The organism is Natronorubrum aibiense (assembly GCF_009392895.1).
Classification (GTDB): Archaea; Halobacteriota; Halobacteria; order Halobacteriales; family Natrialbaceae; genus Natronorubrum; species Natronorubrum aibiense.
On record NZ_CP045488.1, the window covers coordinates 2032945 to 2052761 of the forward strand.

20 protein-coding genes are annotated in these 19817 nt (G+C 63.7%); 7 read left to right on the top strand and 13 right to left on the bottom strand.

Translation table 11 applies throughout. The annotated features are described in order from the left end of the window. Window positions 1-7 precede the first annotated feature (7 nt). The 3 genes from GCU68_RS09965 to GCU68_RS09975 form a co-directional block, all read right to left on the bottom strand. Window positions 8-340 (bottom strand): DUF7853 family protein, encoded by a 333-nt coding sequence (locus tag GCU68_RS09965; RefSeq protein ID WP_152941207.1) that lies wholly within the window; start codon window positions 338-340, stop codon window positions 8-10. A 109-nt stretch (window positions 341-449) separates the two neighbouring features. Further along, window positions 450-1013: an NUDIX hydrolase gene (locus GCU68_RS09970; RefSeq protein WP_152941209.1), complete on the bottom strand. Its 564-nt coding sequence runs from the start codon at window positions 1011-1013 to the stop codon at window positions 450-452. Window positions 1014-1166: 153 nt separating this feature from the next. Further along, window positions 1167-2114, bottom strand: coding sequence for a diacylglycerol/lipid kinase family protein (locus GCU68_RS09975; RefSeq protein ID WP_152941211.1), 948 nt, complete (start codon window positions 2112-2114; stop codon window positions 1167-1169). A 54-nt stretch (window positions 2115-2168) separates the two neighbouring features. Here GCU68_RS09975 and GCU68_RS09980 point away from each other — a divergent pair, with 54 nt between their 5' ends. Further along, on the top strand, window positions 2169-2930 hold the full coding sequence (locus tag GCU68_RS09980) for a PHP domain-containing protein (RefSeq protein WP_152941213.1): 762 nt from the start codon (window positions 2169-2171) through the stop codon (window positions 2928-2930). Here the strand turns inward: GCU68_RS09980 and GCU68_RS09985 are convergent. Next, window positions 2905-3318, bottom strand: coding sequence for an Lrp/AsnC family transcriptional regulator (locus tag GCU68_RS09985; RefSeq protein WP_152941215.1), 414 nt, complete (start codon window positions 3316-3318; stop codon window positions 2905-2907). The genes GCU68_RS09980 and GCU68_RS09985 overlap by 26 nt on opposite strands. A gap of 102 nt (window positions 3319-3420) precedes the next feature. On the opposite strand from GCU68_RS09985, the gene carA reads away from it, so the two are divergent. Then, entirely contained in the window at window positions 3421-4497 is a 1077-nt protein-coding gene (carA, locus tag GCU68_RS09990) for a glutamine-hydrolyzing carbamoyl-phosphate synthase small subunit (RefSeq protein WP_152941217.1), read from the top strand. Between the two features lie 98 nt (window positions 4498-4595). On the opposite strand, the gene GCU68_RS09995 is transcribed toward carA, so the two are convergent. Both GCU68_RS09995 and GCU68_RS10000 read right to left on the bottom strand, forming a co-directional pair. Continuing rightward, window positions 4596-5777: an ABC transporter substrate-binding protein gene (locus GCU68_RS09995; protein ID WP_152941219.1), complete on the bottom strand. Its 1182-nt coding sequence runs from the start codon at window positions 5775-5777 to the stop codon at window positions 4596-4598. Between the two features lie 154 nt (window positions 5778-5931). Continuing rightward, window positions 5932-6756: a glycerophosphodiester phosphodiesterase gene (locus GCU68_RS10000; protein WP_152941220.1), complete on the bottom strand. Its 825-nt coding sequence runs from the start codon at window positions 6754-6756 to the stop codon at window positions 5932-5934. 237 nt (window positions 6757-6993) lie between these two features. Between GCU68_RS10000 and GCU68_RS10005 the strand changes: the two genes are divergently transcribed. Next, window positions 6994-7359: a hypothetical protein gene (locus GCU68_RS10005; protein ID WP_152941222.1), complete on the top strand. Its 366-nt coding sequence runs from the start codon at window positions 6994-6996 to the stop codon at window positions 7357-7359. Window positions 7360-7912: 553 nt separating this feature from the next. On the opposite strand, the gene purH is transcribed toward GCU68_RS10005, so the two are convergent. Then, complete coding sequence (purH, locus tag GCU68_RS10010) at window positions 7913-9550, bottom strand: bifunctional phosphoribosylaminoimidazolecarboxamide formyltransferase/IMP cyclohydrolase (RefSeq protein WP_152941224.1); 1638 nt, start codon at window positions 9548-9550, stop codon at window positions 7913-7915. 177 nt (window positions 9551-9727) lie between these two features. On the opposite strand from purH, the gene purB reads away from it, so the two are divergent. Next, window positions 9728-11113, top strand: a complete 1386-nt coding sequence (purB, locus tag GCU68_RS10015; protein WP_152941226.1) for an adenylosuccinate lyase — start codon at window positions 9728-9730, stop codon at window positions 11111-11113. 27 nt (window positions 11114-11140) lie between these two features. Here purB and GCU68_RS10020 read toward each other — a convergent pair whose 3' ends face one another. Beyond that, window positions 11141-12793 carry a long-chain fatty acid--CoA ligase gene (locus tag GCU68_RS10020; protein ID WP_152941228.1) on the bottom strand — a complete coding sequence of 551 codons (1653 nt, stop codon included), beginning with the start codon at window positions 12791-12793 and terminating at the stop codon, window positions 11141-11143. A 337-nt stretch (window positions 12794-13130) separates the two neighbouring features. On the opposite strand from GCU68_RS10020, the gene GCU68_RS10025 reads away from it, so the two are divergent. Continuing rightward, window positions 13131-13904 carry a CPBP family intramembrane glutamic endopeptidase gene (locus GCU68_RS10025; protein ID WP_152941230.1) on the top strand — a complete coding sequence of 258 codons (774 nt, stop codon included), beginning with the start codon at window positions 13131-13133 and terminating at the stop codon, window positions 13902-13904. On the opposite strand, the gene GCU68_RS10030 is transcribed toward GCU68_RS10025, so the two are convergent. Both GCU68_RS10030 and GCU68_RS10035 read right to left on the bottom strand, forming a co-directional pair. Beyond that, complete coding sequence (locus GCU68_RS10030) at window positions 13861-14631, bottom strand: hypothetical protein (protein WP_152941232.1); 771 nt, start codon at window positions 14629-14631, stop codon at window positions 13861-13863. The genes GCU68_RS10025 and GCU68_RS10030 overlap by 44 nt on opposite strands. 350 nt (window positions 14632-14981) lie before the next feature. Beyond that, the gene (locus tag GCU68_RS10035; protein ID WP_152941234.1) at window positions 14982-15383 is read right to left on the bottom strand and encodes a PPOX class F420-dependent oxidoreductase; all 402 of its coding nucleotides are present in this window, start codon (window positions 15381-15383) and stop codon (window positions 14982-14984) included. A gap of 115 nt (window positions 15384-15498) precedes the next feature. Here GCU68_RS10035 and GCU68_RS10040 point away from each other — a divergent pair, with 115 nt between their 5' ends. Beyond that, window positions 15499-15921 carry an EamA family transporter gene (locus GCU68_RS10040; RefSeq protein WP_152941236.1) on the top strand — a complete coding sequence of 141 codons (423 nt, stop codon included), beginning with the start codon at window positions 15499-15501 and terminating at the stop codon, window positions 15919-15921. Beyond that, window positions 15921-16337: an EamA family transporter gene (locus GCU68_RS10045; RefSeq protein WP_152941238.1), complete on the top strand. Its 417-nt coding sequence runs from the start codon at window positions 15921-15923 to the stop codon at window positions 16335-16337. The genes GCU68_RS10040 and GCU68_RS10045 overlap by 1 nt, the downstream gene beginning before the upstream one ends. A gap of 33 nt (window positions 16338-16370) precedes the next feature. On the opposite strand, the gene GCU68_RS10050 is transcribed toward GCU68_RS10045, so the two are convergent. The 3 genes from GCU68_RS10050 to lysA all read right to left on the bottom strand — a co-directional run bounded on the left by GCU68_RS10050 (window position 16371) and on the right by lysA (window position 19790). Then, window positions 16371-17549 carry a M20 family metallopeptidase gene (locus GCU68_RS10050; RefSeq protein ID WP_152941240.1) on the bottom strand — a complete coding sequence of 393 codons (1179 nt, stop codon included), beginning with the start codon at window positions 17547-17549 and terminating at the stop codon, window positions 16371-16373. Then, window positions 17546-18376: a diaminopimelate epimerase gene (gene dapF / locus GCU68_RS10055; RefSeq protein ID WP_152941241.1), complete on the bottom strand. Its 831-nt coding sequence runs from the start codon at window positions 18374-18376 to the stop codon at window positions 17546-17548. Before dapF ends, GCU68_RS10050 begins: the two co-directional genes overlap by 4 nt. A 133-nt stretch (window positions 18377-18509) precedes the next feature. Beyond that, complete coding sequence (gene lysA, locus GCU68_RS10060) at window positions 18510-19790, bottom strand: diaminopimelate decarboxylase (RefSeq protein WP_152941243.1); 1281 nt, start codon at window positions 19788-19790, stop codon at window positions 18510-18512. Window positions 19791-19817: the final 27 nt, after the last annotated feature.

The following is a 19817-nucleotide window of genomic DNA, read 5'->3' on the forward strand; positions in this document are numbered from 1 at the left end:
ACCGTCGTTACTGGCTCGTCGGTTCGGTCGCCTCGAGACGCGTCTCGAGGCGGTCGGCGACGGTCGATCCGTGGACGGCGTCTCGCTCGGGAACTTCCCCATCGTCGACATACGAAGTCATCGCCTCGAAGAGGTTTCGAGCCTGCCCGTTGGTGAGTACCGCTGTTCGCTCGGCGTCCTCGACTGCCTCGATCGACTCGACGATCCACTCGGGGGCGTTCTCGCCCTCGTCGATCGACTCGTCGAGATAGCTCACGAGGAGGTGGTGGGTGACCCATTGCTCGTCTCTAGAGAGCGTGACTTCGTGCGTCTCGGTCTTTTCCGGTTGTGGGGAACTCATTTCGTCACACGGACCGATTCTGTCGGCCCTCGACCAACGCTACGAAGGGTGATGTAATAAGCCTTGTTGCTTGTTATCATGGATCGATACGCGGCGAGCGAAATTCCCGTCAGTCCCGGACGTCGCGTCGCATCGCGATTTCGAACCACGGGCAGAGTCGAAGCTGGCGGTACCACTCCGGATTCTCGTGGAGGCGTTCGTACGGCACCCACAGCAGTCCCGCCACTTCCTCCTCGTTTGGCTCGAGGCTGCGATCCGACAACGTCAGCTTCAGGACGGCACAGACTTCGTGTTCGACGCCCGCGTTCTCGAAGTAGCGTTTGTACTCGAAGCGGTCGGTCAGCCGCAGGTCGTCGTACTGGTCGGGGGTAATCCCCAACTCCTCTTCGAGTCGTTGTCGAGTTGCCTCCTTCTGGCTCTGCCCCGCGACGGGGTGAGAGGCGACGGTGCCGTCCCAGTAGGTCCCCCAGAGGCGTTTCCCGGGCGCTCGCTGGGCGAGCAAGACGTTCCCCTCGCCGTCGAAGACGAGCGACGTAAACGCCCGGTGGCGAATACCGTCGCCGGTGTGAGCGTCAAGACGGTTGACTAACTTGAGTTCGGTGTCGGTTTCGTCGACGGCGATCACGTCCTGTCTGGCGTTCTCGTGTTCTACGTCCTCCTGTGGCGTGCTCATAGTCTTCCAATTACGTCGACTCCTGAAACCAGTATCGGCTCTCCACACGGAACTCGAGAACTGAGCGTCCGTCGTCAGTCGAACGCACTCCAAGACCGGTGAACAGACTGTGACTGATTCTGTCAGACCGAGTGTGCTGGCACACGACGGTGCCTACAAGACGCCGTCGTCCGGATCTGGTTCGTAGCCGTCGCCGACAGCGACCCTGAGTGTCCGCGGATTCGTCTCGAGGTGGAGTGTCTGGGTTTCGAGCATTTCGCCGTCGAGACTGTACGTGATGGCATCTCGGGTGCTCTCGATCGCGAGTGACGGGGTTCGCCGACGAACGATATACGAGCTGTCGCCGCCGAACAGTCGTTTGAACGCCGCCTCGCCGAGCAAGTTCACGGCCGGGACGTCTTCGACGATCGTCACCTCGAGCAGGCCGTCCTCGACGTTGGCCTGAGCCGTTCGTGCGCCCGTAAACCGTCGGCAGTTGCCGATGAGGACGAATATGGCGTTTCCCGTCCAGGCCTGTGTTCGTCTCCCGTTCGGCCCCGCCGCAGTCTCCACCCGCAGCGGAAGTGAATCGAACGACCCCACCGTCTCGAGCGTGTTTTTCACGTACGCGAGCACGCCCAGATCCGCCTTGCTCTCGGAGGTCGTCTTGCGGCTCGCTTCGGCGGTGATGCCGCCGACACAGGAGTTGACGAAGCGCCGATCGTTCGCCGCTCCGACGTCGATCGACCGGCGTCGTCCCTCCTCGAGTACCGTAAACGCGTGCTCGATCCCCCGAATGCCGATGTTCGTCGCGAAGTTGTTGCCCGTTCCGGTGGGCACGACAGCGAGCGTCGTCGTCTCGAGTTCGTCGGCGGCAGCGATACCGTTGACCACGCCGTTGACCGTTCCATCGCCGCCGACTGCGGCGATGAGGTCGGCGGTGGGGGCGGCGTCGCGGGCCAGTCGCTTCGCGTCGCCGCTCTCCTCGGTCTTTCGAATGTCGAATCCGTGTTCGCCGCCGAGTTCGACCACGTCGTCGACGTGATTCTGGCTCCCACTTTCGGGATTCAGGATGAGTACGCGATCGGCCGCTCGAGCGCCGGTCGACCCCTCCGGTTGCATACTCCGGGACACGCCGGCCGAGGACAAAAGGGTCTGGCCGGCGTCTGCGTTCCTGTGTACACCGTCGATCTGCACGCACACACGCGTTTTTTCCACGGTCATCGGGCTCTCGGCGATCGGTTCGACCCGCTGGGCGTTCGTCTGCTCACCGCGATGGCCGACCGACGCGGTCTCGATGGGGTTGTGACGACCAATCACGATTACTACACGGCGTTCGATCCGCCCTCGGGCGTCGAGACATTACCCGGAATCGAGATCACGACCGATCACGGCCACGTCCTCGTCGTCGGGCCCGACCCGCCAGCGGCGACGAAACCCGGGGCGCTCTCCCCCGAGGAGGCGGTCGCGCTGGCACACGACCGCGACTGCGCCGCGATCGTCGCGCACCCGTTTCGAAACAGCACCGTGCGAGAACTCGCCGACGTCCCCTTCGACGCGATGGAAGTCAACGGCAAACATCCCCGTTCGCGATCGCTCGTCGAGGAGCTGGCGGCCGAACGTGACCTCCCGCTGGTCGGCGGCAGCGACGCCCACTACCCGTTCGAGGTGGGCCGGGCGTACACGGTCGTCGAAGCCGACCGACTCACACCCGAGGCGCTCGTCGACGCGATCCGCGACGGACGGGTGCGCGCACGTGTCTCCCGCTCGTGGCCCGATCGCCTCCTGCGCCGCGGTTATCGGGCGATCCACAGCCGGAAACGCGTGATCGACGCACTCGAGCGACCGACGCCGGGAGTCGGGACGCCGCCGGGCGAGGAAGAAACCGAAATCGAGACTGGACCGACGCCGGTTACCCCAACTCCTCGTCGAGAATAAGACGCGTCTTCGTGCTGACGACCTCTTCTTGATCGCGAGCCTTCGTGATGAGATCATTCACCCCGCGCGTGTCCGCGGCGTCGACGACGAGGACGATATCCTGCTCGCCCGAGACCATCCAGACGAAGTCGACTTCTTCCCACTCGGCCATCCGTTCGGAGACGGCCTTGGTGTCGACGTCGACCGCGACGCCGACCTCGAGCATCGCCTTGACGTTTCCCGTCCGCGTCGAGATGGTAAAGCGTTCAATGATGTCGTCGTCCATCATCCGTTCGACGCGGTTGCGAACGGTCCCCTCGCTCGTCCCGACCTCGTCGGCGATCTCGGTGTACGGCGTCCGGGCGTCTCGCCGAAGGATATCGAGTATCTGTCGGTCCAGGTCGTCCATGGAGATGCGTGACTATGCCCGACACGCACTTACCGATTACGAATTTCGTAACTCAGCTTCGAAGACAACACTTATGATGGTTGCTCCAATACGTAGATCGTAATGACAGCAGCCTACGTTGCACTGGAGGGGGGCCATGTACTCGAGGGACGTGGTCGTGCTCCGGGAACGGCTCGCGGCGAACTCGTTTTCACCACGGCGTACACTGGCTACGAGGAAAGTCTGACTGACCCATCCTACGAGGAGCAGGTCTTGACCTTCTCGTACCCGCTGATCGGCAACTACGGCGTTCGCGAGGAACGGTTCGAATCGGACCGCATCCACCCGCGCGCCGTCCTCGCAAAGGAACTCACCGACGACGTCTCCGAGTGGCTCGAAAGCGAGGGCGTCCCCGCTGTCGACCATCTCGACACCCGCGAAGTCGTCACCGACATCCGTGACGGCGGCGCGATGAAATGCGGGATCGCCGTCGGCGACGACGTCACCGAGGAAGACGCACTCGAGCAGCTCGAACAGTGCAAGGCCATGAGCGACCACACGGAGATCGGCGCACAGGTCAGCGTCGACGATGCGGTCGTTCACGGTGAGGACAACGACGGCGACACGGTTGCGCTGGTCGACTGCGGCGCGAAGGGCTCGATCATCGACTCGCTGCTCGAGCGCGACGCGACGGTGCACGTCCTCCCACACGACGCGACCGAGGCGGACGTCGAGGCCGTCGACCCTGACATCCTCTTTATCTCGAACGGTCCCGGCGATCCCGCGAACTACGAGGAAGCGATCGACCTCGTCGACGCGTTCGTCGAGGACATGCCTGTTGCCGGCATCTGTCTCGGCCAGCAGATCGTCGCCGAGGCGCTCGGCGGCACGACCGAGAAGATGACGTTCGGCCACCGCGGCGTCAACCAGCCCGTGCTCGACCTCGACTCCGGGCAGGTCGTCATGACCACCCAGAACCACGGTTATACGGTCGACAACCCCGGCGACCACCTCGAGGTCACCCAGATCAACGTCAACGACGACACGCCGGAAGGGCTCGATGGTGTCGAACACGACATCATCACCCGCCAGTACCACCCCGAAGCCAACCCCGGCCCACAGGACACCCTCGACTTCTTCGACGACGTGCTCGCGATGGCTGGCTCGCGAGACCAGCGAGCCGTCCCTGCTGACGACTAGCTGTTGACGGCGTCTTTCGATTCGTTTGTCCGCGACTACAGCCCGATAGCGTCGCCGCTCGAGTCAGCAACTCGACTCGAGCGGTCACAGCGAGGACATCACTCCGTCCCGGTGATGATGGTCGCAACGCGCTGGCGATCGAACAACTGCTCGTCCGCGCTGAACTCGGGATAGGAGTCGCCGGGGGTGTGACCGGGCCACGCTCCGAACTGGTCGGGATAGAGCTGTTTGGCGGTCATCTCGAGCTGGAAGAGGTTCATGATCGGTCCCTGATACCGCATACCACTGGCGACGACGCGGTCGTTTTGTACGGCTCGTAACGTACTCCCCGCGGAATGGTCCGCGAGGCGGTCGCGGACGTCGTCGATGGCGTAGCGCGGGGTGATCCCCCAGAGATGCAGGATGACGTCCGGATCGACCTCGAGGAGCGTTTCGTAGTCGACGGTGCCCCAGTCGCCCGACCAGTCGTACTCGGCGAGGGCGTCGTGGGCCCCGAGCGGCCGCGTCTCGGCCTGCCAGAAGCCAGGCGTGTTGAGATGGTAGGTGAAAAACTCGCCGTCGCCGAGTGTCACCCGCGCGACTGTCGGTCGTTCGTCTTCAGGCGGCAGCGTCGACTCGATTCGGTCGTACACGTCGTCGTACACTGCCGCAAGCGCCTCGTATCGGTCCCGCTCCTGAAAGATCTCGGCAACCGTCTCGAACAGTTCCCAAAGCGTTCGGTACTCGTAGGTTTCGGCGTAGGCGTCTGCGGGATCGCTGTGGACGCCGCTGTGAAAACTTCCGTACCACGGCCCCAGCGCCTCGCCGATCTCGTCGATTTCGGATTCGGTCCAGCCGGACTCGGTGAGTAACACGTACGAGGGATCGAGGAAATGAACGTCGCAGTCGTAGGCGTAGAGTTCCTCTTTGGTGAGTCCGTCCGCGAGTGGATCGTCCAGCGTCTCCCACTCGAAGTCGACCCCCTCGAGATGGTCGTAGAACATGTCCATCGTCGTTCCCGCCATTTCGGTCGCAAACAGCGACTGAACCGCCTCACCGTGGCCGAGAGCGATCGCCATATCCGCGTACTGTGGAAAGGTGACGAAGGCGGAGTTGGGAATGGCGTCGAACGTCGTCTCCCCCAGGTGATCCAGCGAGACGGTGTACGAGCCAGCGTCGCTGGTCTCGTCGATGTCATCGCCGATACTGCCCAGACAGCCGGCGACAGCTGTACTTCCGACTGCGATCCCCGCTCCCAGTATCTGTCGCCGACCGCGATTGACGTGCCGTGCCGTGTCCATGTTTTTAGGCCCGCCTAATAATTAAAAAGCTGTTCGATTTTAGGCTGGCCAAAATAACGGCACATAACGATCTCGTCACTGTGGACTCCTCGTCGATTTAGTACGACTCTCACACAGTCGATCTCAGCGTCGGATGGATACCGACGGGGACTCGCTACTGTGTCGACGTATCGCGGTCTACGTGCTCGAACGCGTAATCGGGACGGTTCGTAACGAACACGTCCGGCTCGGCTTCGATCGCGTCTCGGACGGTCTCTTCCGTATCGACGAGTTTCCAGACGCCAGCCGTCTGTCCTTCGGCTTTGACGTCGTCGACGAACTGTGCGGTCAGATGGGGTGCGTAGTGACAGAACGCGCTGTCGGTCCCGTAGTTGGCGGCGTCGGCGACCAGCTGTGATGTCGGTGCCGATCCGATGAGGCCGGTCGAGACGCCGCGTCGCTGTGCCGGATCGAGTGCAGCCGTCTCGAAGGCGATGACGGTGAGGCGATCGAGCAGGCCGTACTCGTCGACCGTTTCAAGCACCGCATCGGTGTACCCCGCCTGCTTCAGTTCGAGATACAGCGAGACATCGGTTTCGGCGATGACCTCGAGTGCGTCCGGCAGCGTAATGAGCGGTTCGCCGTCGATCTGTGCGCCCTGTATCTCGCCCCAAGGCGTGCTCTCGATCCAGCCCTGTCCGGTCGAGTTCCAGTCGAGAACGGGGTCGTGAAACAGGAGCAACTCGCCGTCGCTGGTCCGTCGAACGTCGAGTTCGATCCCGTCGACACCGACCTCGAGTGCGCGCTGGATCGACGCGAGCGTATTGGGTGGTGCAAGCCCCTCCGCGCCCCGATGCCCGATGACCTTCGGTCGGCTGTCCGGGGGCGAACCGCTCGTGACGAGCGGCGCGAGCCCCCAGACAGCGACTGTCGAGAGACCCGTCCCGACGCCGGCAAGCAGACGCCGCCGAGAGACCGCCGAACGAAGGCGCGTCGACATAGCTACTACTGGTTCGTCCTGCTATATGAACTTTCTACTCCGGCTGACGATCGATGGCTGGCCGTCACGGGCAACGGCTGAAAGAGCGGTTCGTTCGGTCGGCAGTGTGCTCACCACCGTCTTCCCTTGCCGTGTGTAAGTGCGCTCGTGACGTGTCACTACCGCGTCTTCGGTATGAATTAGTTGTCGACCGACTGAATAGAAATCGTTTTGGTGTCAACGAGATATACATCTGCTGTGAATCGACTCGAGTCCGCGTGGCACTGGCTGTCCACCCATCCCGTTGGCGCCGTCTTTCTGGTGCTCGTTGCGATTCCTGCGATGATCGCCGTGTTCTCGTTTAAGGAGGTGATCCCGCTTCCGGCCGCGGTGTTCTCCGCACTCGAGGTCGTGTTTCGGCTGTTCGTCTACGCACCCGTCGCTGCGGTCAGAGCAGTGCTGTTCGACCCGCTGGGACTCGACGTGCTGTTTTCGATTCCGGGGGTCAATCAGACCGTCGTGTTCCTTACCCTGCTTGGGTTTTACTACGCACTCAGCGTGGCGATCGTCCACGGATCGCGATTCGTCCGCCATCGACTCGCGCTCGAGCGACGCCACAGCTGATCGCGTCGGCCGCCTCAGATGTTCGGGTCGACGGGCAGTCGTGTGGTCCTGTTGAACCCCTCAATCGATGATAGGGTGCGGGCGTCGTGCTGTAGATAACGCGCGAAAGTGGGACGATTCAATCGCCAATCAGCTTTGACCGTGACCGCTCACCGCGTAGTCGGTGCTGCTTACTCCGCGCTTGCTCCTCCCGGTGACGATTCGTCGTCGATGCTACTGACGATAATAAAGTCAGTGGAGCCGCATTCGCAGCGATCGCTTCCGATTGGCTGGACTTTGCCAGTAGGCCACTGTCGTGCTGCATACACAGCCCCGCAGTCGGCACATCTGGCAAGTTCTCTGTCGACGTCGTCCCTGTTCGCCATTTCTTGGTAGAGCAAACGCAATATTCCTCGAATTAGCCTTTCTATTTGCCAATTTGTTAGCCCACACTCACTACGATCAGATATTGATCAGTAGAATTGGTGAGGGTTTCAACAAGACCAGTCGTATCTCAAGCAGCGACGGACATCGCTTCGCTCGTCCGTCGAACTGAGACACGATTTCACGTCGTTCAATCGTGTCTAAAGCTCCGCTGGCCGGTAAACGCCATCGCAATGTCGTGTTCGTCTGCGGCCTCGATCACGTCGTCGTCGTTGACGGAGCCGCCGGGCTGGACGACCGCCTCGATACCCGCCTTCGCGGCCTCCTCGATACCGTCTGGGAAGGGGAAGAACGCGTCCGAGGCCATGACCGCGCCCTCAGCGTCCTTGCCCTCTGCGTGCTCGTCGGCTTTCATCGCCGCGAGTCGCACCGCGTCGACGCGTGAGACCTGTCCCATCCCGACACCGACCGTCTCAGTGCCTTTCGTGAAGAGAATGCCGTTCGACTTGACGTGTTTGAGTGTCTGCCACGCGAACACCATCGACTCGAGTTCTTTGTCGGTCGGCTCGCGTTCGGTGACGACCTCCAAGTCGTCGACCGAAATCGACTGCAGGTCGCGTTCCTGCACGAGTCGGCCGCCGACGAGTGGCTTCTCGGTGAATCGTTCGGTTCGCTTACCCAACTCGCCAACGTCGAGCACGCGCAGGTTGTCCTTCTCGCAGAGGACCTCGAGGGCGTCGTCGGTGTAGCCGGGCGCGACGACGACCTCCTTGAACGAGTCGATGATCTGTTCGGCGGTGTCGGCGTCACACTCGCGGTTCAGGGCGACGATGCCACCGAAGGCGCTCATCGGATCCGTCGAGAGGGCCTTCTCGTAGGCCTCGGCCAGTGAGTCGGCGGTCGCACAGCCGGCAGGGTTGGTGTGTTTGATCACCGCGGCGGCGGGCTCGTCGAACTCCTTGATCAGGTTGAGCGCGCCGTCGGCGTCGTTGTAGTTGTTGTACGACAGCGCCTTCGCGCCCTCGTTGAGCTGATCCGCGTGGACGACGCTGGCCTCGTCGCAGGTGTAGTCGGCGTAGACCGCGGCATCTTGGTGTGGGTTCTCCCCGTAGCGGAGCGTGTCCGCGCGGTCGTTGGAGACGAGTCGACGTGCGGCCAGGCCGTTGTGGTCGTCGCTCTCTGTGCTCGCCACGTCGGCGTCGACGGTAACCTCACCGGCCTCGAGATCGACATCGACGGCGTCCTCGGCGAACCACTTCACTGCCCGCGGGTATGCGCGGAACTCGCCCTCGTAGAGGACGCGCTCTTTCAGGCGCTCGGCATCGTCGCCCTCGTAGACCGGAATCGGCTCCTGCGTGACGATCGGGCCGCCGTCGACCTCGCTGTCGACGACCGCGCCGTCGTCGTCGGTCGCGTCGGTGACGACGTGGACCGTACAGCCCGTCACCGAGACGTCCGCCTCGAGCGCGTCGCCCCAGGCGTCCATACCGGGGAACGACGGCAACAAGGAGGGGTGGACGTTCAGCGTCGTCGGCGACTCGGAAAGGAACGTATCCGAGAGGATGCGCATGTACCCATCGAGACAGACGAGGTCGAACTCGTAGTCGGAAAGCGCCTCGAGCACGGCTTCCTCGTGCTCGCTGCGGCTCATCTCCTCGGTGAGCGGAACGACTTCGGTCGGAATCCCGCGCTCGGCCGCGGCCTCGAGGACCGGCGCGTCCTCGCTGTTCGTGAGGATTACGGCGAGTTCGGCCCCGCCCGGCCGTCGATCGGCGATGTTCAACAGGTTGCGTCCTCGGTTTCCGGCCATCCCGGCGATTCGCGTCATGGTCGGACTCCCGCCTGCAAGCGACAAAGTGGTTGCGGTCTCGATCACCAATATATACATGTTCGTGTATCACAACGCCCCAATTTCTACACTGGTCACTCGAGATATGCATACTCGTGGTTCTGTATGGCCCGTCGTTTCGATACCCTTTTAGACCGTGCTGGAAAGACTCGCACAATGACTGAGACTGACGCCCTGTACGCCGTCTCACCGCTCGACGGCCGCTACGGCAGTCGGACCGCACCACTCTCGCCGTACGCGAGCGAGGCCGCGCTCATGCGAGCCCGCGTTCGCGTCGAAGTCGAGTACCTGATCGCGCTCGCCGACCTCGAGGCGACGCCGCTGGAACTCGACCTCGAGGAGCGCGAACATCTCCGCGGGCTCTACAAACACTTCGCTGAGGAGGACGCCCAACTGATCAAGAAACTCGAGACCGAGGGCCACGCCGGCTTCGACGCGACGAACCACGACGTCAAAGCCGTCGAGTACTTCGTTCGCCACCGCCTGCCCGAGGACAGCGACGCCTCGGCGTGGATTCACTTCGGACTCACGAGCGAGGACGTCAACAACCTCGCCCACCGACTGCTCGTTCGGGACGCCGTCGACGAGGTCCTCCTGCCGGCGCTGTACGACGTCCGCGAGACGCTCACCGAGATGGCCCGCGAGTACCGCGACCTCCCGATGCTCGCTCGCACCCACGGTCAGCCCGCGACGCCAACGACCTTCGGCAAGGAGATGGCCGTCTACGCGGCCCGTCTCGGGCGTGCGACGGGTCGGATTCGACGCGCGACCGACGAACTCAGCGGCAAACTCGGCGGGGCCTCTGGGACCTACGCGGCCCACGTCGCCGCCTACCCCGACGTCGACTGGTCGGCGTTCGCCGAGGCGTTCGTGACGGGACTCGGCCTCGAGTTCGAATCCCTCACGACGCAGGTCAACCCGTGTGACGACCTCGCCGCCGTCTTCGACGCTTTCCGTGGCGCAAACGACGTGCTCCTCGACCTCGATCTGGACGTGTGGCTCTACGTCTCCGACCGCTACCTCGGACAAGAGGCCGTCGAGGGCGAAACGGGGTCGTCGACGATGCCCCACAAGGTCAACCCGATCGACTTCGAGAACAGCGAGGGCAACCTCTCGAAGGCCAACTCCGATCTGACCTTCCTCGCGGACTACGTCACCACGTCACGCCTCCAGCGTGACCTCTCCGATTCGACGGTCAAGCGAAACATCGGCGCCGCGTTCGCTCACTGTCTGATCGGCTACGGCAAAACGTCGGCAGGGCTCTCGAAAGTCGTCCCGACCGAGCAGGTCATGCGCGAGGACCTCGAGTCGACTCCCGAGATCATCGGCGAAGCGGTCCAGACGATTCTCCGGCGCGAGGGTCAAGAAGACGCCTACGAGCGCGTCAAGGCCGTAACTCGCGGGAAAGATGTCTCGATCGAGGACTTCCGAGAGATGTTCGACGACCTCGAGGTCGACGAGGACGTCCGCGAGGAACTCCACGCCCTGACGCCAGCGGGGTACACCGGCGTCGCGAGCGACCTCGTCGACGACCTCGAGTAAGACGAACTCCCGTCGCGGCTCGCGTCGTTAGTCGCGATCCGGGGCGGCGTCTTCCGGGACTCGCCCGTCGACGAGCGACTGGTCGGCGTACTCATCGCGGATGTCTTTCTTCGAGAACTTGCCCGTTGCCGTCTTCGGCACGTTCTTGATGAATTCGATTTCGTCCGGCAGCCACCACTTGGGATACTCGTCGGCGAGCATCTCGGTGACTTCGTCAACGAGTGCCTCGCGGTCGGCGTCCGCTGTCGGGACGACGAACGCGACCGGTCGCTCCTGCCAGCGCTCGTGGGGGACGCCGACGACGGCCGCTTCCGAGACGTCGTCGTGAGCCATGATCGCGTTCTCGAGGGCGACCGAGGAGATCCACTCGCCGCCGGATTTGATCACGTCCTTCTCGCGGTCGACGATCTCGATGTAGCCGTCTTCGTCGACGGTGACGACGTCACCGGTTTTGAGCCAGCCGTCCTCGAACTCCGCTTCGTTCGCCTCGGGGCGTTTGAAGTACTCCGTCGTCACCCACGGGCCGCGCATCCACAGTTCCCCGAACGCTTCGCCGTCCCAGTCGACTTCCTCGCCGTTTTCGTCGATGACTTTGAACTCGAGGCCGGGTACCATCAGTCCCTGCTTGCTGCGCTTGTTGACCTGCGTCTCGTAGTCCGCGTCCTGCAGGTCGGCTTTGAGATGCGAAACCGAGCCGATCGGTGCCATCTCGGTCATCCCCCAAGCGTGGAGCACTTCGACACCTTGATCGTCGAACCACTCGATCATCGACTTCGGGGCCGCCGACCCGCCGACGATCACGGTCTCGAGCGTCGAGAGGTCGACCTGATTCTCCGAGCAGTACTCCATCAGACCCAACCAGACGGTCGGGACGCCGGCGCTGATCGTCACGCCCTCGTTTTCGATCAGGCCCGCGAGGTCTTCCGGATCGGGAGAGGGACCGGGGAAGACCTGCTTGGCACCGCCTGCCGTCGCTGTAAACGGCATCCCCCAGGCGTTGACGTGGAACATCGGCACGACGGGCATGACGACGTCGTCGTCGGCCATCGGAATCCCCTGTGGCGTCTGGGAGGCCATCGTGTGGCTCCAGAGCATCTGTTGGGTGTACTCGACGCCTTTCGGGTTCCCCGTCGTCCCCGAGGTGTAACACATCCCTGCGGGCTGTTCCTCGGAGACGTTGGGCCAGTCGTAGTCACTCGAGTGGCCGTTGATGAACGACTCGTAGGCGGTCGACTCGAGGTCGTCGGATTCCTCGCTGCCCATAACGACGAACTCGACGCCGTCGAACTCGTCGTCGGCGTCGGCGACCGCACCCGCGAGTTTCGGCGCGAGCGACTGGTCGACGAAGATCAGCTGATCGTCGGCGTTGTCGACGATGTACTGAATGTGTGCGTCGGGGAGCAGCGGATTGATCGTGTGGAGTTGTGCCCCCATCGAGGGGACGGCGAAGTACGTCTCGAAGTGCCGCGAGTGGTTCCAACAGAACGTTCCGACGCGGTCGCCTTCCTCGATCCCGTACTCCTCGAGTGCGTTCGCGAGTTGGGCCGTCCGGTCATCGTACTCGCTGTAGGTATATCGCTGCATCCCGTCGTGATTCCGGGAGACGATCTCCGTGTCGGGATACAGGTTGGCTGCACGCCACAAAAACGGTCGAAGTGTTTGGTCTGTTCCAGCAGGCATCTACATTCCTTGTGAGACACAATGAGTGCATTATTCTTTTTATAGAAAATATGACAACTGATCACACGGGACTTTCTATTCGGGCAGTTTGAGAGACGAGAGAGACGATCAAATCGATTGACACGAAACTCTTTGGTCTATGCTAGTCTCCGTAATATAAACTCGAGAAAAGTTTATATTCATTTCTTGGAGGATTGTCGATTCCAATCGGCACAACTCCCAGCCACGCTCGAGCGACGCACTCCGACGCGAAACTGCCGCCGACTTCGACACCCGGGATCGATCAGTCGGTACGACAGTCCGCATCTATTTTTAGTCACGGAACCGATCACGATGTATGTCCCCGAATCATCGGCCGTCGATTGCGATCCCGCCGCGAATTCGCGCGCTCGGGCTCTGTTTCGGTCTCGGGATCGTCGGCTGGCTCACCGGCTTTGCGGCGACGCTCGGCGTCGAGGGTCATCTGCTCGTCGTCGGCTACCGGGCACAGACGGTCACCCAGATCGCGTCGTCAGTTGCGTTCAACGTCGTCGGGGCCGGCGGCCTCGCGCTGACGTATCTGCTGGTACGCCGCGGCGGCTTCGACCGCGCCTTTATCCTCGAGTTTCTCCGGCTTCGCAAACCTGACCGCTGGGATCTGGTGTGGATCGTCGCCGGGCTGTTCGGTGCGTTCGCCGTCGCCGTCAGCTACCAGTTGGCGATCGACGCGTTCGATCCGTTCGGTGCAGGGAGCGAAGGAACGACCCACTCCGGCATCGAACAGGGACGCGAGTATCCGTTCCTGTTGCTGCTCGGGATCCCGATCGCAATCCTCCTCACTGGTCCCGGCGAGGAACTCCTCTACCGCGGTATCATCCAGTCGCGCCTCGGTGAAGCGTTTCCGACGGCGCTGGCGGTCGCGCTCACTGCTGTCGTGTTCGCCGTCGTCCACCTGCCAGTCTACATGGGCGACGATATCGCTGCCGTCCTCGTCAGTCTCGGGACGGTGACGGCACTCGGCCTGTATCTCGGCGTGCTCTACGAACTGTCGGACACGCTGATCGTGCCGGCACTGGTCCACGGCGCGTTCAACGCCGTCGTCTATCTGCAGAATTTCCTCGAGTACGTGTGATCGCCGAGTCGCGTTCTCGCCCACGGCTCCGGCCGTCGTCGGCTCCTCGGTCGACGGCCAGCGGATCGTCCATCGACGAGTCTCCCACTCGCGGGGCCATCGGCTCGTCAGCGTCGTCGGTCGCCGATCGATCATCGCTGCCGTCGTCGAGACGGCGTCTTACGACGGCTCCGGTACCCACGGTCGCGACGCTCATCACGACGACCGCGCCGAGAACTGGCACGAACTGGCTCAAGCCCACGGTGATCGTCCCGAGGATGAGCGACGACCACGCCGACGGAGTGTCGGAGCCGACGCGGCCGGCGAGCCAGTCGCCGACGGCCAGGGTGCCGTATGCGCCCCCGACGATGGCCAGCACACCCCAAAGCGCGAGACTCGGCAGGGCGACAACCGTACCGATCGCGCCGACCACTGGGACCTCGAGCACTGACGTGGCGAACAGCGGCAGCGAGACGAGGACGAGCAGGCCGAAGAAGACGATGAACCCGACTGGAAAGACGAGATCCGGACGGTCGTCGATGTCGTCTCGGATCGCGCGCGTGCTCGCAGTGAATCGCTCGAGCAACAGCCAGCCGACACCGAGTGTGAGACACGCCCAGACGACCACGACGGCGCCCGCTCGAGCGATGCCGGGGCTGGCAACGGTGAGTAAACCGTCGTTCGCGGCTGCTGTGGCGAGCGGTTGTGTCGCACGGGCGACGTCGGTGCCGACGGCAGCGGGAAACACGGATTGTCGTATACGTGACCTAGCAGCGACAAAAACCGTCCGGTCGGGGCGATCGACGACTGCTCTATCGGTCACTCGAGTCCGGCCAGTCGGCGGATCAACACCGATTTGTCCGACAACGCCCAACGATCGGTGGAAGCGATGATCGACTACCTCTATCCAGAACTCGCCACGCTCGCCCTGTTCGTGGTGGCGATCCTCGGGATGATCGCGCTGTTGTATATCTCGACCCAGTGGTGACTCTCGCAGTCATACGGGTCGTTACGCTGCCGGGGAAGGTCACTCGAGACCAAACGAGAGCGGATCGGCTCGAACGGGCGACCGTCTACCCGACCGCTACGCGCGCCCGGTTAGCCTTCGAAGTGACTGACGTGGTCGGGTCTGATCGAGACGAGAACCCGTTCGGTCTGAATCGGGTTCGGGTACTCGTCTTCACCGACGTACCGCTGAGCCAGTTCGTCGATGTGCTCGCGTGCGCCGTCGGTCGTGAGTTCGTCGACCTCGCCCGTGACCGAGAGCATTCGGTAGGGATTGTCCGGGTCGGTCATGCTGACGGCGACGCGCGGATCGTTGCGGACGTTCTTTTCTTTTCGACGGTCACGTTCGGTGTTCACCAGAAGGCGGTCGGCATCGGCGTCGTAGTCGATCCAGACGGGAGTTACGTGCGGCGCACCGTTTGGTAACAGCGTCGCGATGTGGGCGAACGTTTGCTTCTCGAACAAATCCTGGAACTCGGCTGGGATCGATGCCATGCCCACCGTACGCCAGCCTGCTACTAATTCGCATTCCCTGCCGCACTACGAGGTGTGTCAATGCAGTCGAGCCGACCCGATAATATATGCCTCGCGACGGGTATCACTGGCATACATGGAGTATCTCCTGTGGCTCGCGATTGCGCTCGTTGCCTACGGCCTGATCCCGCCGCTGACGAGCGTCGTCACGACGGCTGTGCCGCCGGCTGTCGCCCTGTTTCTCTCCACGGCGGTGTTTCTGACGCTCACATTCGGCGTCCTCCTCGTGACGGGGACCGCTGATCCGGCGTACGCGACGACGCCGGCCGCAGGCTACGTCTACGTCGCCGGCCTCTTTCTCGCCGTCGGCATTCTGGCGTACTACTCCGCTCTAGAGGCCGGCCCGGTGAGCGTTGTCGTGCCGATCTACGGGCTGTTCATCGTCGGCAGCTCCGTCGTCGGCATCGCCGTCCTCGGCGAGGAGTTGACCGGGACCCGCGCTACCGGCATCGCGGTGGCCGTGCTCGCGATCTATCTGGCGGCCAGTGGTGATCGCTGATGCGACGGTATTTCGTGCTCTCGGTAGTCGCGTGTCTCACCTACAGCCTCGTGGCCCCGCTGCTTTCGATCGCTATGATCGACATCCCGAGTACGACCGCCGTCTTTCTCTCGAACTCGGTGATGCTCGGCACCGTCGGGGCCGTGATCATCGTCCGAAAGCTGCCGATTCGGCCCTATCTCAGCCACCGGTACAGCCCGCACATTCTCGCGATGGGGTGTCTGCTAGCCGTCGGCCTCCTGAGCTACTACCGTGCGCTCGCGCTCGGTCCCGTCAGCGTCGTCGTGCCGATCTTCGGGCTGTTCATCGTGATCAGTTCGTTTGTCGGCATCCTCGCGTTCGAAGAGGCCGTTACGCCCCGCAAGGTGGCTGCCATCGCGGCCAGCGTGCTCGCGATCGTCTTGATGGCGATCTGACGGTCGGTTCCGGCGTCGAAAAGGGATCAAGGACTACTCGAGCAACGCCGCAATCGTCGTCTCGAGCGCCGCAGCGGCCGCTCGAACCGCCTCGACGCGGACGTACTCCCGGGGTGCGTGGGCGACGGCCCCGTCGTCGTCGGCGAGCACGCCGGGGCCGAAAACGATCGTCGGCGCGTCCGTCGCGAAGTACGACGCTTCCGTCGCCGCGGTAAACGGTCGAACGTCGCCGCCGGCGGTGTCGGTGAGCAGGTCGACGACCCGCGCGTCGGGGTCGGTATCCCAGGCCTCGAGAAACGGCGTCGGTCGGTCGGTAAACCGGAACTCGACGCCGACGTCGTCGGGCACGGCCGTCCGCAACTGGTCGGTCAGCGCCTCGTGGAAGGCGTCGGCCGTTTCCGGGGGAACGCTGCGGCGGTCGACCGTCAGCGCGCAGTCGGCCGGCACTTGGTTGGTCGTCTCGCCACCCTCGACGACCGTCGGCGTCAGCGTCGCCGAACCGAGTTGCGGATGGGTCGGCGGCGCGTCGTCGCGCTCGCCGAACGTCCGGATCACCTCGAGGACGGACTCGAGAGCGGCGACAGCGTTGATTCCCGTCTCTGGCTCGGCCGCGTGGGCATTGGCACCTGTCAGGTGGATCGTGCCCTGAAAGCGGCCTTTCGCCGCCGTGCAGACGTCGAGGTTCGTGGGTTCGCCGACGATTACCGCGTCGGCGTCACGCGTGGGGCAGTCCTCGCCCGTCACGAGTTCGTATGCGCCCGTCGAGAGCACTTCCTCGTCGGGAGTGATCGCAAGCGTAACGCGGCCGGTTGCGGGCTCAACCGCGAAAAACGCAGCCAGCAGCGCCGCGAGTGGCCCTTTTGCGTCACACGATCCACGACCCCGAATCACGTCGTTGCCGCCGGCTTCCGACCCCTCTCGGTCGCGTTCGAAGGGGACGTGTGGCGAGACGGTGTCGATGTGGGTGTTCAACACGACGTGGGTGTCGGCATCGGCTGGGCCGCGAGTCGCGAGCACGTTCCCACCGTCGTCGACGCGAGGCTCGACGCCGTGGGTTTCAAGCGTCTCACAGAGGTACTCGCGCATCGGGCCGACGTCCTCGTTCGAGGCCGTCTGGACGGCGGTCTCGAGGAATGCGATCGGGTCGAACGACCCTTCGCCGTCGCCGCTGGCGCTGTCGGTGACCGGTGCGTCGAATCGGTCCCCAGTCACTGTTCGGCCGGCGACTCGATCGAAACTTCGCCGTCGAACTCGTGTTCGACGGGACCGGCGAGCGTCGCCCGTCCGCGGTCGTTGAAGCTCACGCGGAGTTCGCCACCCGGCGGCGTGACGGTGACCGGGTCGGCGTCAGTGAGGCCGAGTCGACGTGCGACGACGGCGATGGCGACCGCACCGGTGCCACAGGAGTCGGTTTCGCCTTCGACACCGCGCTCGAAGGTCCGCTGACGGAAGCCGCCGTCGCCGTCGAGGCTAGCGATCGTGACGTTCGTACCCTTCGGGAAGACGTCGGCGTGGCGAACCGGCGGCGCAACCGACTCGAGATCGATGTCGTCGACGTCGTCGACGAACGCGACGGCGTGGGGAACGCCGGTGTTGACGACGGAGACCTCGAGGCCTTCGATCGACTCCTCGAAGACGGGTTCGTCGGCGTCGACGGGGATGTCTTCGGGGGCAAACGTCGGCGTCCCCATCTCGACGGTGATGCCGTCGTCAGTGCGATCCGCACGCAAGGTGCCCGCCTGTGTATCGATCATGACGCTATCGGTACCGGTTCGCTGCATGGCCCACTCGGCGGCACAGCGGGCGCCGTTGCCACACATCGGTGCCGTCGAGCCGTCGGGCTGGACCAGCGTCATCACGACGCGTGGCGGGTTGAACGCCTCTTCTAGGGCGAGATAGAGGATTCCGTCGGCACCGACGCCGGTGTCGCGGTCACACTCGCGTTTAGCGAGTGCGGCCCGATCGGGGACGTATTCGGCCGCGTGGATGATCAGAAAGTCGTTGCCGGTGCCGTGGTACTTTTGGAATGGAACGGTCATCGTTCGGTTACGCTGTATTCTGCGGAATCGGGGCTCGATTCTGGGGCTGCTGTCTGTTTTCGTCTGGCGTGGTCTCACTTGCCCATCGCGGGTGATACGTGGGCCGTATCGACGACAGGATGATCGTGATATCTTACCTCTCGCGTTCGACTCTGGTAACGTCGTCGATCGTTTCGCGTCGCCGAGCGAGTCGCACTGTGCCGTCTTCTGTGACGACCGAGGCGGGCCGGGGTCGGGAGTTGTACTGGTTGGCCATCTCGTATCCGTACGCACCCGCGTTCCCGATCGCGATCACGTCGCCGCGTTCGCTCGCCGGGAGGGTACGATCCGTCGCGAATACGTCGCCGCTCTCGCAGATCGGACCGGCGATCGTCTGTGGGATCTGCTCGCGGCCGCGTTCGGCGTCGCTCGAGTCGGCTTCACGTGCGGCCGTCAGGTTCCGGATCGGGTGGTACGCGTCGTACATCGCGGGCCGCAAGAGCGTCGTCATCCCAGCGTCGACGCCGACGACGGTCGTGTCGCGGGCGGCTTTGACCGTGTTGATCTCGGTCAGCAATACACCGGCGTCGGCGACGAGGTAGCGCCCGGGTTCGATCGTCAGTTGCGCGTTCACATCGCCGAGTGCCTCTCGGGTCGCGTTGGCGACTGCCTCGAGGTCTAGCGGCTGTTCGTCCTCGCGGTAGGGGACCCCGAAGCCCCCGCCGACGTCGACGAACTCGAGGTCGCCGACTGCCTCCGTGACTGACCGGGCGATCTCACCCATCCGTGAGACGAACTCCCGGTGGGCGTCGAGTTGATCGCTCGAGACACCAGAGCCGACGTGAGCGTGGATACCGACGACGTCGAAGCTGCGCTCGGCAGCATCGGCGAGGACGTCGACGGCGCGCTCGGCTGGCACGCCGAACTTCGCGGCCGCGCCGGTCTGGACTTTTTCGTGGTGGCCGGCACCGATACCGGGGTTGACTCGGAGACAGAGTCGGCCGTCGTAGCCGCGGTCGGCGAGGCGGTCGATCGTGTCCTCGGAGCCGGCGGTGATCGTCAGCTCCGGGTACGCCTCCCACGCCTCGACGACCTGATCGAGATCGTGCGCGGGCGGGTTGACAGCCGTGTAGTGGACGGCGGCCCCGTCGTCGCTCGCGTCGAGCGCCCGCGTGAGTTCGCCTGCCGACGCACACTCGAGGCCGATCCCCTCCCCGTGGAGCGTCTCGAGGACGTCTTTGAGCGCGTTCGCTTTGACGGCATAGAGGATTTCGGCGTCGGGAAAGGCCGACGCGAGTCGCTGGGCGTTCTCGCTGATTCGATCGAGATCGAGGACGTACAACGGCGTCCCGTACTCCGACGCACGGGACTCGAGTTCTGCCGGATCCCACGCCGTGAGCCGGCGAACCGACGGTGTCCCCTCGAGCGCAGTCATTGTCGCTTGTACGTAACCGCGAGAAGT